Here is a 15,167-nt window from a genome sequence, read left to right as displayed (position 1 = left end):
AATGAAGCGGATAAGAGGAATAGAATCGTGAGCCCTAATATGAAAAGACACCGCATTGCCACCACCATTTCAGAGAAACATTGGGAATTATTGAAAAAACATGCAGAAAAATTTGAAACACAACAAAAGGCCCTGGAACTAGCATTGGAACATCTGGAAAACAATTCAAAACTGTGCCCGGAATTATCTACTGAACAAAAATTTTGGCTGGCGTGTGAATCGATAAGTTCGGTTTGTTGTGTCCAAAAAGGGGCTTTAAAAATACTAATGGAAACTGTAAATCATGAGCGATTTAAGGAGTATGTGACCAAAAATAAACCCATAGAATGTGTAGTACAGTTTTTTCTCCAGAAGCCTCTTAACGAATGCAGTCTAAAAGAGGTTATAGATGGACTAACGATTGTTTTTGGAACATCACACATGTTTGATACAGTAGACTACATGGACAATGGCGACTACTATTTACTAGCATTAACTCATAGTCTGGGCCTTAATAACTCAAAATTAAATGTAGCAACATTTGAAAGTTTATTTAAAACATGTGGAGCCAAAGTCGAGAGTAAAATCTCCGAAAATACAATTTTTATGAAGGTATTTAAAGATAAATAACCAGTACTGCGATTCTGAAATGAGATTATAAAACTTAACTTTTGAATTGATAACATTGGTCATTGGTTAAGGAATTTTCTTGCCTGTATGCTATAGATTTTAGAGCAAAAATTAATCTCAAATTTCGAACATCAAAACTAAAATCGATACCATGTTCCAACTTCGCATCAATATATACTTTTGAGAGATTTTGCGGAAATAGAGTAATTTATCATGATTCTCTCTTAACCGAAGACGCATGGAATTGATTAATCGACCACTGATTTTTCCACTAAATAAGGAAATTATTTTGGAATCGAAGCACTAGTATTTCTGTTAGTCCTCTTGAGCGAAGCGAAAAGGACCTCGTGCTCCCGAAGCGAAACTCGGGAAGCGAAACTCGGGAAGAGAAACTCGGGAAGCGAAACTCGGGAGACGGGATTCGGGGCATTAAAAGGACCAGAAGACCCAATTTAAAATATTCAAAACCTTACCTCCAGAGAAATTCTTATATAGAAGTGCTTGCATTAAGAATATGAAAAATTACGCACAAAAATAACGTGCTCAGAAATACTACTGATAAAAATTCATAGAAATTCATATCATTATAAAGGAGATTAAATTTTGGCAGCACAACCGATTTTTATTTTAAGAGAAGGCAGCAAGAGAACCCACGGTTCCGACGCCCAGCACAACAACATCATGGCCGCAAAGGCAGTAGCTGAGGCAGTAAGGACCACTCTTGGGCCGAAGGGTATGGACAAGATGCTTGTAGACTCCATGGGAGACGTCGTCATCACCAACGACGGAGCAACTATCCTCAAAGAAATGGACATCGAGCACCCAGGTGCAAAGATGATCGTAGAAGTCGCCAAAACCCAGGATGCCGAGGTAGGGGACGGAACAACCACAGCGGCCGTGCTCGCAGGAGAATTCCTGACAAAGGCAGAAGACCTGCTTGAAAGTGGCGTTCACCCCACCATTATCGCAAGTGGCTACAGGCTTGCAGCAGATCAGGCTACAAAGATCCTGGAGACCGTCACAATCAGCGCATCTCCGGAAGATACCGAAACTCTTGTAAAAATAGCAGGCACAGCCATTACTGGAAAAGGCGCAGAGGCTGACAAGGACCACCTTTCCAAGCTTGCAGTTCAGGCCGTTAAATCGGTTGTTGAGGTAAGTGAAGATGGGAAGATCACTGTGGACATTGAGGACATCAAGATCGAAAAGAGACCCGGTGGAAGTATCGCGGACTCCGAGATTATTGAAGGTGTAATCGTTGATAAAGAACGTGTCCACACCGGAATGCCGGAAATGGTGAAAGATGCAAAAGTCCTGCTCCTGAGCGTGCCAATCGAGCTCAAGAAGACTGAAACAAAAGCCGAGATAAAGATCACCACCCCTGACCAGATGCAGCTTTTCCTTGACCAGGAAGAAATCATGCTCAGGGAAATTGTGGAAAAGGTCATCAAGACTGGCGCAAATGTGGTCTTCTGCCAGAAGGGCATAGACGACCTCGCCCAGTACTACCTGACAAAGGCAGGAATTTTCGCAATGCGCAGAGTCAAGAAGAGTGACATGGACAAACTCTCCAGGGCAACAGGTGCAAAAGTTATCACAAGCATGGATGAAATCGAGGATTCCGATCTCGGCTATGCAGGCCTTGTGGAAGAAAAGGACGTCACAGGTTCCAGAATGACCTTCGTCACAGGTTGCAAGGACAGTAAGACCACCTCAATTCTGCTTCGTGGCGGAACCGAGCATGTAGTTGAAGGAATTGAGAGGGCCCTCGAAGACGCTCTCAGAGTTGTGGGCGTTGCTCTCGAAGACCAGAAGATTGTTGTGGGCGGAGGCTCACCTGAAATAGAACTGGCTCTCAGGCTCAAGGAATATGCAGCAACCCTTAAAGGCAGAGAACAGCTTGCTGTTATGAAGTTCGCCGAGTCCCTCGAAATCATTCCCCAGACTCTCGCCGAAAACGCAGGGCTTGACCCGATAGACATGCTTGTGGAAATGCGCTCCCAGCATGAAAAGGGCAACAAGAGGGCTGGACTCAATGTCTACACAGGCAAGATCGAGGACATGTTCGAAAACAATGTTGTCGAACCCCTTAGAATCAAGACTCAGGCAATCAACGCTGCTACAGAAGCTGCAATCATGATCCTCAGGATCGACGATGTAATCGCCTCATCCGGCGGTGGAACAGCAGGCCCAGGCGGAATGCCAGGCGGCGAAATGCCGGAAGACATGTAAAGATTTAAAACTAAACTGGCGGTTTCCGGAAAAGCTCAAATTTTCCGGACCTCTCTTTTTTAAATTGATATTTGAGAAAGCAATTCAAGGAAAAGTAAAGAAATAACTTATTTTGACCGAAGCTCCGATTAGGAGCAAAGGATAATCGGTAAACGATCGGAAAGAATACATGGTTACCCTTGGATGTCGCCTATAAAAAACTAATTCAACAGATCAGGACGGAAGTTGATGCATTCCTCCCCTGAGCTAAAGACTCAGGGGTTTCTTGCTGAAGTTTTATGAAATCTTTACCTGGCTTCGTAGCAGGAGATTTCCCTTACATCTACTCTCACTATTTTTCCGATATCATTTGAAATAACATTTCGCACCCTTGCCATACACCTGCACTCAAGTTGAATGCGGACTGAAAGAGTTTCTCGCTCTTCAAGGTAGACATCGTTTGAGCTGACAAATGAGTGAAATGAGACCTGCTTTTGAACAACCTTTGCTATGAGACCTTGAGTCCCATCAGTAAGGTCCTGAAGGCTCGTAGAAGTCAGAAAAACACTGTCTCCTGCATTGAGCCCCAATACTCCGAAGACGTTTTGCGGATTCCGGATCTCAAGAGTCCTTAGCTCGTGTTTTTTAAGGATCTCAATCAAGGAATCGGCAATTCCTGTTAACGCGGTGTACTCCATGGTATCACCCGTACATTGGGAACTCCTTTTTGACTTCTCCTTTCTGCTCGGTAGCCTGAACATCTTCAGAAAGCTTCTGGAGCTCGATTTCTATGCGCTCAGCCTGTTCTATAAGCCTCTCCGTGCTTACCGAAAACCCATAAAGTTCATTAAGGACTCCGATAACGGCAGAAGCGGCTCTCGGGTCAGGATTCTGGGTTTTTGTAGCCCCGAGTAAACTAATTGCAGGAATCCCGCGCAGCAGGCACTCAGCCATTACGCTGCCTGAAATCCCGGAAATCGTCCCCATCTGGAAAATTTCTACCTTGCCTTTTATTTTATCCAGCATTTCCGGCGTGGTAGCTGCCCCGAAAACCTTATGCTCTCCGTCCATAATGGCAATTCCTGCAATGGAAGTAACCTCCTTGACATTGATAGACTCTGCCCAGTCCACGAGGGCATTGCTTACATCGTAGGAGACCGAGTGGCTTATCGGAATATCAGAGATGACTATAATGAGGTTGTGCTCCACGTTTTCGTAGATCCTTACAGGCATGTTTATAAGCCCTTCATAAAGCACTGCAATTGAAGGGAAATACCTGGACTCAATGGAACCTATATATTCCATATTCATCTCTTCTATCATATGCTGACTTGCTATATTCCCCACAAGCCCGATTCCGGGAAAACCTTCAATCAAAATAGGGTTTTTTGATTGCACAGGTTTGGTAATAATCTTCACGTCGTTGTTGTCATAGTCTGTAGTAGTTGACAAAAAAACCACCTCAAGGAAATGAAACCCCTATGATTATATTTGCTAATCCTAAATAAACAAGTTTCTCGCTAGTCCGGGTCTGCGTGACTTTCTGCACAGACATCAATGGAAAAATATCGACGAATCCGGGATTCCGAATGCCATAACCCTCCTTTTTATTAAAAGAGAATCCTTTCAATATATATCTTTTCTCATGACAGCGAAAAAATAATTCAGATCAGAAACGTATATTCTAATCACAATGCCTTCTCCACTCAACGTTTGCTAAATGCGAGCTGAGGTGATTCCGGAGAAAAAAAGGAGAGGGAAAAGAGTTTCATATAAAAGGGAAGACAACAGGAAAGGGAAGACTACAGAAAAGAAATCCAAGAATGGCAGAACAGGAACTTGAAAAAAAGTCCGTAAAGCAGTTAGTAAAAGAAAATTAAAATCAAACACAGGAGGAATTAATTCATGGAAGAACCAATTCTTTATCTGGACAGCGTAGGAGAAGAAAACACGGAAGCAGTTGTTGAGGCTGCAGCTAAAAGGGCAGCAGAACTTGGAATATCCCATATTGTAGTTGCCAGTACCAGTGGAAAAACCGCTCTAAAAATGGCAGAGGCAGTAAAAGGCAGCAACATCAAAGTAATTGGAGTAAGCCACCAGTACGGGCAGAAGGAAAAAGGCGAGTGGGAAGTAGAAGAAGAGTACAAAAAGAAGCTAGAAGAACTTGGAGCAGTAATTACCACCCAATCACATATGTTTTCCGGAATAGAGCGCTCGATCACAAAGAAGTTCGGGGGCTATTCAAGGCTTGAAGTAATTGCCGATACTCTGCGTTCCCTATTCGGAAAAGGCTTCAAGGTAGCCATAGAAGTTGCCATCATGGCAGCAGACTCAGGCCACATCCCTGTCTCTGACGACACCGAAATCATAGCTGTAGGAGGCACAAGGTGGGGTGCAGACGTAGCTCTTGTGCTAAGGCCAGCTCACAGCAATGATTTCTTCTCCCTTCAGGTAAGGGAAATTATTGCAATGCCGCGGACAAAAGAAAACTGATCCAGAAAAAACGAAGGGATAAATGAGGAGAGTGGGGACTATAATTGCAACAGAGATATCATGTGATTCGCTCGAAACTTTATAACCATGAAAAATACGGAAAAGATCAACAATGTTTGTAACTCTGTCTTCTTAATTGAAGCTCACTATTATAACTCAGCAATTAGTCTTCTTGAGCGCAGCGAAAAGGACCGCGTACTGTTGCGATTACATAGTAACTCTCAGAAACTCTCCAATTTCCTGAGATCCCAAAGCGCAATTCAGGCGAGGCTCAATTCAGACGAGGCTCAATTCGGGGCGCCCCAAAGATAAATATATCTGAGAGGCATCTATACCCCCGGCATGTCAGCGACATTTGAAATTCTCGACAAGGACGCAGGCGGCAGGATAGGTAAACTCAGAACTCCTCACGGGATTGTTGAGACTCCTACTGTCATGCCTGTAATAAACCCGAACATCCAGCTTATCTCCCCAAAAGAGATGAAAAGCTTCGGGGCAGAGATTCTGATCACTAATTCCTATATAATTTACCGGAAAGAAGAACTGCGGAGTGTCGCCCTTGAGAATGGGCTGCATGGACTCCTTGGCTTTGACGGGCCAATTATGACAGACTCGGGTTCTTTCCAGCTTTCAGTATACGGATCAGTAGAAGTTACAAACGAAGAGATCCTCGGGTTCCAGCAGAAAATCGGGAGCGACATCATAGTCCCGCTTGATATCCCGACTCCACCGGACGTCCACTACAGAAGAGCAGAAGAAGAACTTGCAGTCACTGCCGAACGCCTGGAAGCTGCCCGCAAATTCGTTAAGAGCGAACAGCTCCTTGCAGGCCCGGTCCAGGGATCAACCTATCCTGAACTCAGGGAAAGGGCTGCATCCCACTTAAGAGATCTGAACTTTGAAGTATATCCCCTGGGGGCAGTTGTTCCGCTAATGGAATCCTATCGATACGCAGAGCTTGTGGATGTAATTGCTGCAGCCAAAAAAGGGCTTTCTCCAACCTCCCCTGTACATCTTTTCGGGGCAGGGCACCCTATGATGTTTTCTCTTGCAGTCGCTCTAGGCTGTGACCTTTTTGACTCGGCTGCTTATGCCCTCTATGCCAAGGACGGGCGTTACATTACTGTAAACGGGACTTATCACATAGAAAAACTGAACTACCTGCCCTGTTCCTGTCCTATCTGTTCTAAATATACTGCTGACGAGTTGAAAAAAGCCAAAAATAAGGAAGAACTTCTCGCAAGGCATAATCTTTACGCAACCTTTGCAGAAATCCGGCTTATCAAACAGTGCATAAAGGATGGAAAACTGCTCGAGCTTGTTGAACAACGCTGCCGTACCCATCCAAAACTTCTTGACGGGCTGAAAAAACTCTATACTCACTCTGCATGGCTGGAACAGCTTGACCCTGCAACTAAAGGAACATACTTTTACTGCGGACCGGAATCCACCTCCCGGCCGGAAGTCCTGCGTTTCGGAAAGAGACTGGAGAGGTTCAACGTGGAAGGAAAAACCCTTATCCGCACAACTCCGGTGAAAGGGGAAAGAAGCTATGATCAGCTTCTGATCTTCAAAGCACCTTTCGGGGCATTCCCTGCAGAGATGGAAGAGGTATACCCATTCAATGCCGAGATTTCAAAGTTTCCGGATTACGAAGCTCTCAGCACCGCCCTTTCAAATACACTTAAACTGATGGAACTTAACCCAAAAGCGGAGTTTACCTTTGTCTGTGAACGGGAGTTCGAGCATCCTCTTCTCGAAAAAATAAAAGAAAAAGCTGAACTTGTCTACAGAGACACCTGGAAAAAAGAATAAACATCTCATAGCCCCTTAAAGGGGATATGATTTTTTACGGATTCTTAAATGGTTCCAGGGGTTCTCATGCATCTCATAAACCCTTCAATTGCCCTCTCATGGCAGGATTCTCCTGAAAAAGAAAAAAGGAAACTTTTTTGAGATGCCAATGTTTATAGGACTAACTGTAAAACTCCTGATAATACTAAAAACCTGAAAATTCCCGAAATACAACAAACTCCCAATACAAACCAGAAAAGCACAGGTGAAAAGATTGTCCCTTACAGCAAGAATCGGGGAACTCAGCCCCTACCTCCGATTGCTGAGACCCGAACTCTACTACATGGACCTTACCCTCCCCGCCGCAAGCGCAATTCTTGCTTCCTACCTGGCAACCGGAGGGCTGCCCTTATTTGTCCCCTTCTTGATTGCCGTGATAGGAGGCTTTGCGGCCATAACCAGTTCATATGTATTCAATGACTGCTGCGATGTTGATATCGACACAATCAATATCCCTGACCGCCCTCTTCCTGCCTCGATAATCTCGAAAAATTCGGCGATAATGTATGCCCTCTTTCTTTTGCTTATCGCAGCTGCGGCAGCCACGTACCTGAACCCGGAATCCCTTGCGGTCCTATTTATCGCAGCTGCAACTATCACCATTTACTCAATCTTTGCAAAGCGCAGCACCTTCCTGAGCTTCCTACCTGTGGGTATCTCCTACGGGCTTGTACCTATAGGCATCTGGCTTGCCTTTGACCCTGCAGGGATTTTGAAAGGCAGCGACGGAGTGATACTGCCCCTGCCTGCAATCTGCTTCGGGCTCATGATGTGCGTTACAGACTGGGCTTTTACTCTGGGAGGCGTTGCCAGAGATGTAGAAGGAGACCGGTTAAAAGGTGCTCCCACAATGCCAGTAACTTTTGGAATTCCTTTTACCGCCAGGTTTGTGACCTTCTGGTGGATTATCGGAGTTATTGCTTCAGTAATAATAGGCTGGTCAGCCAGACTCGGACCGGTGTTTTTTGCGGGAGCTCTTGCCTCAGGGCTCTGGCTACTCGCCCAGTGCTTTGATTTTATCAAACACCCAACTCCTGAGAGAGGTGGGGCGCTTTTCCTTAACGGCTCAAACTACAGGGCAATAATGTTCGGATCAATGATCTTGGACGTGGTGCTCTGTATATACCTTGGATCTTATACCTCCATTCTCTGGTGAAAAAAGAATAGGACAAAAAAAATGGATGCGGAAATTATTGTAATCGGGGCGTCTCCTGCAGGGCTCATGGCTGCCAGAAATGCCTGTGAAAAGGGTGCAAATGTCCTTTTGCTGGAAAAAAAGAAAGAGATAGGGAATCCGCCACACCCTGCAAACTCTTTTTTTAAGGGGATGCTTGACAAGTGTGGAGAAAAGGTAGATCCATCTTATGTCGTACATTACCTTAGGGGGATGAAGATCATCTCCCCTGAAGGGCGCGAAGTTATAGTAGAAACCCCTGGCTATTCTATCGACAAAACAAGCTTTGACCGGTTTTATGCTGAAAAAGTAATCAAAACAGGAGTTGACCTCAAGACAGGGATAGAGGTAAACAGTATCCGAAAAGAAGGTGGAGAATTTGCCATAATTACTTCGGCAGGGGTCTTCAGGTCGAAACTTATAGTAATTTCCGACGGCATCAATTCAAAAATGGCATCCCTTCTTGGTCTGAAGACAATGAAACATCCGGGGGATATTGCCTGGGGGATTGAGCTGGACGTCAAGGCTCCAAGGCTCGGGAAACCTGAAATGTTTGAGTACTATGTAGGAAACCACGCTCCCGGCTGGAAAACCACCTATGCACCCAGAGGAGGTGATAATGCCGCGATTGGAGCTTATGTGCGCAGGTGTGGGAAGGATGCAACCCCTTACCTGAATGCCTGGGTGGAACGTTTCAAAAAGCTTAAAGGACTCGAGGAACTTGAGGTTGTAAGAAAACTTTCCGGGGGAGACCCTATCGTCACCATACCGGGGGAATACATTACAGATGGGATAATGGTAGCTGGAGGAGCTGCAGGCCAGTCAGGGATAGGCTATGCAATGAGGGCAGGCCAGATATGCGGAGATGTTGCGGCAGATGCTGTAAAAAAGGGAGACGTCTCAAAAAGTGCTCTTTCGGAATACAGGAAAACCTGGGAAAAAGAATTTAAGGTCGAGCATTACCTGGGCCGCATAGGGCTTGAAACCCTCAGGAAGATGACGGACAGGGAAATCGATGAAATGGTAAGGGTATTTGAAAAAGAAGACCTGTCCTTTATCCATGGCAGCGCCTTTGAACAGGCTATGCAGGTATTTCTCTTCATGCTGAAGAAGAAACCCTCGGCTATGCTGAAATACAGAGCATTCCTTAGGAATAAGTAAACTGGAAACGAAGGCAAGCTAGAAAAGGTCTAACTGAAAAAAAGGGAAAAGACAAAACCGTAAAAAATAGAACGGAAAATACGGAAAGGAAAAAATCACCAGAAAGCCAGATGCAGGGAAAATATGCAGTACGAGTTTTATAAAAATCCCCTTTTCAGGGTTTATGCCGAAATAGAAAATGGATGCTTGAAGATGAATACCAGTGGGGTAGCCTCTCCACTCATTAAAAAAGTCCTGACGGCAAACCTCTCGATCTTTGATGGCGAAAAGCCTGCAAATGTAGAAACTGACCGCCTGATCTATTCTACCTGGATGCCCCCGATCCCGAGTCCGGGCTTTGACCGGCTTGTGAAGAGCCAGCTCTCATCAATGTTCGGGAAAAATATGCCTGACCAGGTAACAATTTCAATTACGGAGGACTGCCCCAACAACTGTATCCACTGTGCCCTCCCGGATACAAAGAACAGGGCAAAGCTTACACCCGAGACTGTTAAAGATGTAATCGATCAGGTGCTCGAGATGGGCACAACCTTTGTGATTTTTGATGGTGGGGAGCCCCTGACCTATCATGGTCTGGAAGCCCTGATTAGCTACGTTAACCCTGATAAAGCCATTACCGGCATGTTCACCTCGGGAGTCGGACTGACAGAAGAACGCGCACGGAGCCTTAAAGCTGCAGGGTTGTATTCCCTTACGGTTAGTTTTGACAGCTCATATGAGGAAAAGCACGATTATGTAAGGGGCAGGAAAGGAGTTTTCAAAAGCGCGGTTGAAGCAGTCAAAAACGGACTTGAGGCAGGACTGCTTGTAAACATGTATGTGGTACTTTCAAGGGATAATGTCAATGAGCTTGATGAGCTCTATACCCTTGCAACAGATCTTGGAGTCCATGAACTCTCTTTCTATGAGATAGTCCCCACAGGCAGGTGGATGGACCATGCTTCTGAGATCATGACCCCAAAAGACCTCAGGAAATTTGACAATTTTGTGTCCCAGGCCAGGGAAAAAGAAGGACCCAGAGTTTTTCCAATTCCGCAGGTTATGAAGACCACAGGCTGTATGGCAGGCAGGAAGTGGCTACACATCACGCCTGAAGGAAATATTCTCCCCTGTGCCTGCATCCCTATTCCCTATGGAAATACTCACAGGGACAAAATAAAGGATGTCTGGAAAATAATCAGGGCCGACCCCACATATAATGCAAAATGCTGCCTTATGAGAAACCCCGAGTTCAGGGAAAAATACCTGAAGCTTCTGGAGTGAGCTTCGGGTCTCCCACCGTTTTCCCAGGAATAGTTTAGTGTTCTTTGACAAGAATTCCTTAATATAGAGTTGCATTCTCAACTCATGCATTCTTGGCTCTAGTCGCATGGCAAAAACGGAGTGTCTACGTATCCATGATTGCGCATGTGATTATCAACATCGTCTTCCTAGTCATGCTGACAGCCTCATTCGCCGCTGGTTGACACTTTTGGAATACAGGAAAAGGTTTGTGCAACAATTTTGTCAATCGGGCGGTGGGATCATTTTTCAGGGTCGGAGTCTGGCATTCCGAAAAGCCAGCTAACGCAATGTGCAGTGGACAGGTGGATACGCGCAGCGTTATAGGCAAATAAATTCTACATATGAGTACATCTGAGTACATATGAGTACATCAGAGGAATGTCGGGTAAAAGTAAGAATAGTTCTTTTTTCCGCATGCCCTGTGCGGTCTGAGCTTTCCTGTACAGCAAAAAAGTGAAGCACTAGCTGCGCGAAAGTACACTAACAGAATATCAACCATGAACTGGGGCGGTGAAAAGTGAAAACTTATAGAAAAGCCGAATCTTCTTGAATAAAAACAACTTGAGTAGATACAGCGTGAAAAGGGAATATAAACTAGCAGTAAACAGTTAACATAAAACAAGCAGCAGATTCCAGTACTGCTCCGATAACAGAAAACTAAGCTGGCAAAAAGAAACTAAGCGGATAACAGAAAACTAAGCTGGCAAAAAGAAACTAAGCGGGTAACAGAAAACTAAGCTGGCAAAAAGAAACTAAGCGGGTAACAGAAAAAGGAGTGCAAGTAAAGGTTTGAGCCCTTCACCTACAACGAAAATTAAAAATTTCAGCGAACAAATTGATTCTCTGTGATTGATTAGACTAAACCAGACCGCTGAAGAGTCATCAGGTCTTCGGTAGTGAGTTTTGCTCCGCCCTTGAACTTATCGAAAATGGATTTGGCATCCTTCTGAAGTTCGGACTTGATGACACGGGACTTTCCGTCCTTGTCTTTCTTTTTAAGCTTGAAGATTTCTTTGTCGAGATCTCTGATTTCCTTCTGAGCGTTGATGAACATCTTGTGCTGTTCGTCAGCTGCTTCCTGGGCTTTTACAAATTCCCGATGTGCAATGTCCGACTCTGCCCGGGTTCTGTCAGCTTCCTTGAAGGCGGCAATCATTTTCTCGTGGTATTCCTGGGCCTGCCTGGCATATTCGGCAAGTTCGTTATGGTACTCTGAAGCTTCATCCCTTATTTTCTGAGCTTCATCCAGGATATCTTTCAGTTCGAGGTTGCTCTCGAGCTGGACTTTTTTAACATGGTATTGTTTCTGAAGCTGGGTAATCTTGCCAACAAGTTCTCTTTCCTTGCTGGTACTCAGGACTTCAGTCTGTTGAGTGAACTCAAGGCGATCGATATCTTTCCTTAAGGCTTTAATTGAAGGCCCGCCAAGGTTGTTCTGCTTCCTGATCGAATCTGCCTTTGAAAATAGATCATTTGCTTTGGCGTTGGTATCATCGCGCTTGTTCTTGTATTCACTTACCTTCTCGTTGATCTCGTCCCTGCGAACTTTTAGTTCCTGGGCTTCATTGATAAGGTCTTTTGTTTTCTTGTTCAGGTCATTGCGCTTGGCGGCAAGAGCACTGGCCTCAGCGTTTAAAGTATTCCTTTTTTCCTTGGCTTCTTCAGAAATGTCCTTCAAATCTGATCTTTTTTTCTGCAATTCCTTTAGCATCTCTTATTGTGCCTCCCGATCCAGCAAAAGAGCTGGCATTTTAGTAATGTTCGATGTCGACATGCTGTGCCTTATTACAACATTGATAAGAAAGAGATTCAAGAACAGGGATCACGGCTCTCAGATCTTTTATAGTTATGACCACGTCCGCATATTCCCTGAGGATGGGCTTTGGATTGAAAGCTATGGCAAAACCTGCGATTTCAAAAATACAGGCATCGTTTGCACCGTCCCCGACAACCACACACTGCTCGGGCCTGACATTGTAAAGCCGGGCCAGTTCCTCAAACACTTTTGCTTTGGAGTCACTTTGTGTGACAGGACCGAAAACTTCGCCCGTAAGGCAACCATCTTCCACAAGCAGTTCGTTAGAAACGACAAAATCAATACCAAGCACTTCACCTACCATCTCGGCAGCTATGGTAAATCCACCGGAAATCATCGCAGTCTTATAGCCCCGATTTTTAACATACAGGACAAGTTCGGCTGCTCCCGGCATAAGGTCAATTTGATTTACAGCATCAAGGGCAGTTTCAAGGGGGAGTCCCTTAAGAAGTCTTACCCTTTCTGCAAGCGCTTGCTCGAAATCGAGGTCTCCATACATCGCTCTCTTCGTAATCTCCTCTACTTTGCTTACAACACCTGCAGCCCTGGCGAGCTCATCGATAGTCTCAGCGTCTATAAGGGTACTATCCATATCAAAAACAATGAGTTTGTTTTCAGTAGAATTATGTATAGGACAGTTCACTCAATCAAAACCTGGACCTGAATAGCTATATATAGCGGGACAATTCCCGAAAAAGGGCATGCCACACGAAGTACCGTTTTCAGGGTACCCCCGCAGCTTGATAGAATATATGTGCCCTGACATTAAAAGCCCACCAACGGATAAAGTTCTTCAAATTATAATGCGGGTTTCGCGAAAACAAAACCACAAAACAACAGCATTGATGTCAACGTTTTTGAGTGAAATAAATCACATCCCTTTTAAGCTTTTCGGAGGACTAATGAAATGTACCGAATAATTATTATAAATAGGACAGATATATATAAAATAAGAGGGATAAGAAAGGGAGATTGCCAAAAGGATTATAAACCCTTTAGGAATTCCACTATTGAAGAAAAAGGTTAACACAGGATTTTGAGAAAAATGGTCAACATAGGTTTTATAAAAATGGGCAACCTGGGAATGAGCCAGGTTATCAATCTGATCCAGGATGAAATTGCAGCGCGAGAAGGAATAACCGTAAGAGTATTCGGCACTGGTGCCAAAATGGGCCCTGCCGATGCCGCGGACACTGAAAGCTTCAAGCAGTGGAATGCTGACTTCGTAGTAATTATCAGTCCGAACGCAGCAGCCCCAGGCCCTACCGCAGCTCGTGAACTCTGGAAAGATGTGCCCTGTATCGTAGTTTCAGACGGCCCTACAAAAAAGGAGGCTCGTGAGGCATTTGAGCAGGATGGTTTCGGATACATTATCCTTCCGGTAGACCCACTTATCGGAGCAAAGAGGGAATTCCTCGACCCCGTCGAAATGGCATCCTTCAATTCCGATGCTATGAAAGTGCTTTCCATCTGTGGTGTTGTAAGACTTATCCAGGAAGAGCTCGACAAAGTAGCCGAACAAGTAGCATCCGGAAAGTCAGGAAAGGACCTTGAACTTCCGCACATCTTCGCAAAACCCGAAAAATGTGTAGAACACGCAGGCTTTGCAAATCCTTACGCAAAAGCAAAAGCTCTTGCATCCCTTCACATGGCTGAGAAAGTTGCACAGGTTAACTTCCCTGCTTGCTTCATGTTAAAAGAAATCGACCAGGTATGCCTCACAGCCGCAGCCGGGCACGAAATAATGGGAGCTGCAGCAATACTCGCAACCCAGGCAAGAGAAATTGAAAAATCCAATGACACCGTCTTCAGACAGCCACACGCAAAGAACGGAGCCCTGTTGAAAAAGGTCCAGTTATACGAAAAGCCACAGTAAGATACCTATACGAAAAACCAGAGTAAATACCGGAAAACTCTTCCCGGTTGAAAATTCACACCCTGGATTTCATAAAGGGCTGGAGGAATTGGAAAAATGTCCCTCTCAAACCTTGAAAAAGAGGTGGGGGACACCATCCTCCAATAAAATCCAATTCGTTTTTTCCTTTTTTATAGAATGGTTCCCGGAACCTGTTTCAGCTTTATTTTTTTGCATCTTCTACTTCTTGCAGCACGGAAGTATATTCCTGAAAGACAGAAGAAAGATCAATTGTAGCCAGAAGGTCCACAACCCCGAGAGCCGCAACAACCTTCCCATCCTTTGAACGGATAGGAGCAACTACCACATGTTTTCCGCGGTACATGCCTTCTGAGGGAACTTCATGGACAATTTTGTTGGTCTTTAACACCTCTTCGAGAACGGGTCCTGTATAGTCCCGGTCAAGGATTTTTCCCTTTTCCAGACGAAGCCCTTTTCGTTTGAGGCTTCTAATGGTGGTAGGAAGTCCCATTAGTGAATGCACTGCAAATGCTATTGGTTCAAGGTCTTCAGGCCCTGAATCTTCTGATATAGATAGGGAAATAATGATTTCACCCCCAAAAAGATACTTGGAAATCAGTACAGGCAAAAAACAGGAATTTTAGAAAATAAAAAATGAGTCCCATTCTTCTGCCATTTAGATTATATTT

The 15,167-nt window shown here is 44.8% G+C and carries 13 protein-coding genes; 8 read left to right on the top strand and 5 right to left on the bottom strand.

From position 1 onward, the window contains the following. Positions 1–39 precede the first annotated feature (39 nt). Together MSWH1_RS02640 and thsB are read left to right on the top strand one after the other, a co-directional pair. On the top strand, positions 40–609 hold the full coding sequence (locus MSWH1_RS02640) for a hypothetical protein (RefSeq protein ID WP_048125835.1): 570 nt from the start codon (positions 40–42) through the stop codon (positions 607–609). Positions 610–1,212: 603 nt separating this feature from the next. Beyond that, positions 1,213–2,841: a thermosome subunit beta gene (gene thsB / locus MSWH1_RS02635; RefSeq protein ID WP_048125833.1), complete on the top strand. Its 1,629-nt coding sequence runs from the start codon at positions 1,213–1,215 to the stop codon at positions 2,839–2,841. Positions 2,842–3,128: 287 nt separating this feature from the next. Here thsB and MSWH1_RS02630 read toward each other — a convergent pair whose 3' ends face one another. Together MSWH1_RS02630 and MSWH1_RS02625 are read right to left on the bottom strand one after the other, a co-directional pair. Further along, positions 3,129–3,518 (bottom strand): DUF473 domain-containing protein, encoded by a 390-nt coding sequence (locus tag MSWH1_RS02630; protein WP_048125831.1) that lies wholly within the window; start codon positions 3,516–3,518, stop codon positions 3,129–3,131. A 4-nt stretch (positions 3,519–3,522) separates the two neighbouring features. Next, entirely contained in the window at positions 3,523–4,272 is a 750-nt protein-coding gene (locus tag MSWH1_RS02625; protein ID WP_048125829.1) for a proteasome assembly chaperone family protein, read from the bottom strand. A 453-nt stretch (positions 4,273–4,725) separates the two neighbouring features. Here MSWH1_RS02625 and MSWH1_RS02620 point away from each other — a divergent pair, with 453 nt between their 5' ends. From MSWH1_RS02620 to MSWH1_RS02600, 5 genes are all read left to right on the top strand, one after another. After that, positions 4,726–5,313: a pyruvate kinase alpha/beta domain-containing protein gene (locus MSWH1_RS02620; RefSeq protein WP_048125827.1), complete on the top strand. Its 588-nt coding sequence runs from the start codon at positions 4,726–4,728 to the stop codon at positions 5,311–5,313. A gap of 342 nt (positions 5,314–5,655) precedes the next feature. Continuing rightward, a complete protein-coding gene (gene tgtA, locus MSWH1_RS02615) occupies positions 5,656–7,128 on the top strand; it encodes a tRNA guanosine(15) transglycosylase TgtA (RefSeq protein ID WP_048125825.1) in 1,473 nt (490 codons plus the stop codon). A gap of 253 nt (positions 7,129–7,381) precedes the next feature. Next, complete coding sequence (locus tag MSWH1_RS02610; protein WP_048125823.1) at positions 7,382–8,323, top strand: UbiA family prenyltransferase; 942 nt, start codon at positions 7,382–7,384, stop codon at positions 8,321–8,323. Positions 8,324–8,344: 21 nt separating this feature from the next. Beyond that, positions 8,345–9,502, top strand: a complete 1,158-nt coding sequence (locus tag MSWH1_RS02605; protein WP_048125821.1) for an NAD(P)/FAD-dependent oxidoreductase — start codon at positions 8,345–8,347, stop codon at positions 9,500–9,502. A gap of 123 nt (positions 9,503–9,625) precedes the next feature. Then, positions 9,626–10,765, top strand: coding sequence for a radical SAM protein (locus MSWH1_RS02600; RefSeq protein ID WP_048125819.1), 1,140 nt, complete (start codon positions 9,626–9,628; stop codon positions 10,763–10,765). 874 nt (positions 10,766–11,639) lie between these two features. Here the strand turns inward: MSWH1_RS02600 and MSWH1_RS02595 are convergent. Then, positions 11,640–12,497: a coiled-coil protein gene (locus tag MSWH1_RS02595; RefSeq protein ID WP_048125817.1), complete on the bottom strand. Its 858-nt coding sequence runs from the start codon at positions 12,495–12,497 to the stop codon at positions 11,640–11,642. A 40-nt stretch (positions 12,498–12,537) separates the two neighbouring features. After that, complete coding sequence (gene serB, locus MSWH1_RS02590) at positions 12,538–13,245, bottom strand: phosphoserine phosphatase SerB (RefSeq protein WP_048125815.1); 708 nt, start codon at positions 13,243–13,245, stop codon at positions 12,538–12,540. Positions 13,246–13,647: 402 nt separating this feature from the next. Here serB and MSWH1_RS02585 point away from each other — a divergent pair, with 402 nt between their 5' ends. Then, positions 13,648–14,478 (top strand): F420-dependent methylenetetrahydromethanopterin dehydrogenase, encoded by an 831-nt coding sequence (locus MSWH1_RS02585; RefSeq protein WP_048125813.1) that lies wholly within the window; start codon positions 13,648–13,650, stop codon positions 14,476–14,478. Positions 14,479–14,680: 202 nt separating this feature from the next. Here MSWH1_RS02585 and MSWH1_RS02580 read toward each other — a convergent pair whose 3' ends face one another. After that, the gene (locus tag MSWH1_RS02580; RefSeq protein WP_231585548.1) at positions 14,681–15,106 is read right to left on the bottom strand and encodes a DUF2111 domain-containing protein; all 426 of its coding nucleotides are present in this window, start codon (positions 15,104–15,106) and stop codon (positions 14,681–14,683) included. Positions 15,107–15,167: the final 61 nt, after the last annotated feature.

Origin of the sequence: Methanosarcina sp. WH1, assembly GCF_000970005.1 — an archaeon.
Classification (GTDB): Archaea; Halobacteriota; Methanosarcinia; order Methanosarcinales; family Methanosarcinaceae; genus Methanosarcina.
The sequence above is the reverse complement of the archived record's forward strand: the minus strand, read 5'-3'. Positions and strand labels throughout refer to the sequence as shown.

Bases quoted from the DNA above. Each gene is read 5' to 3' on its own strand.
- MSWH1_RS02640 (WP_048125835.1), top strand. From the start codon at position 40: ATGAAAAGACACCGCATTGCCACCACCATTTCAGAGAAACATTGGGAA.
- MSWH1_RS02630 (WP_048125831.1), bottom strand. From the start codon at position 3,518: ATGGAGTACACCGCGTTAACAGGAATTGCCGATTCCTTGATTGAGATC.
- MSWH1_RS02620 (WP_048125827.1), top strand. From the start codon at position 4,726: ATGGAAGAACCAATTCTTTATCTGGACAGCGTAGGAGAAGAAAACACG.
- tgtA (WP_048125825.1), top strand. From the start codon at position 5,656: ATGTCAGCGACATTTGAAATTCTCGACAAGGACGCAGGCGGCAGGATA.
- MSWH1_RS02605 (WP_048125821.1), top strand. From the start codon at position 8,345: ATGGATGCGGAAATTATTGTAATCGGGGCGTCTCCTGCAGGGCTCATG.
- MSWH1_RS02600 (WP_048125819.1), top strand. From the start codon at position 9,626: ATGCAGTACGAGTTTTATAAAAATCCCCTTTTCAGGGTTTATGCCGAA.
- MSWH1_RS02595 (WP_048125817.1), bottom strand. From the start codon at position 12,497: ATGCTAAAGGAATTGCAGAAAAAAAGATCAGATTTGAAGGACATTTCT.
- MSWH1_RS02585 (WP_048125813.1), top strand. From the start codon at position 13,648: ATGGTCAACATAGGTTTTATAAAAATGGGCAACCTGGGAATGAGCCAG.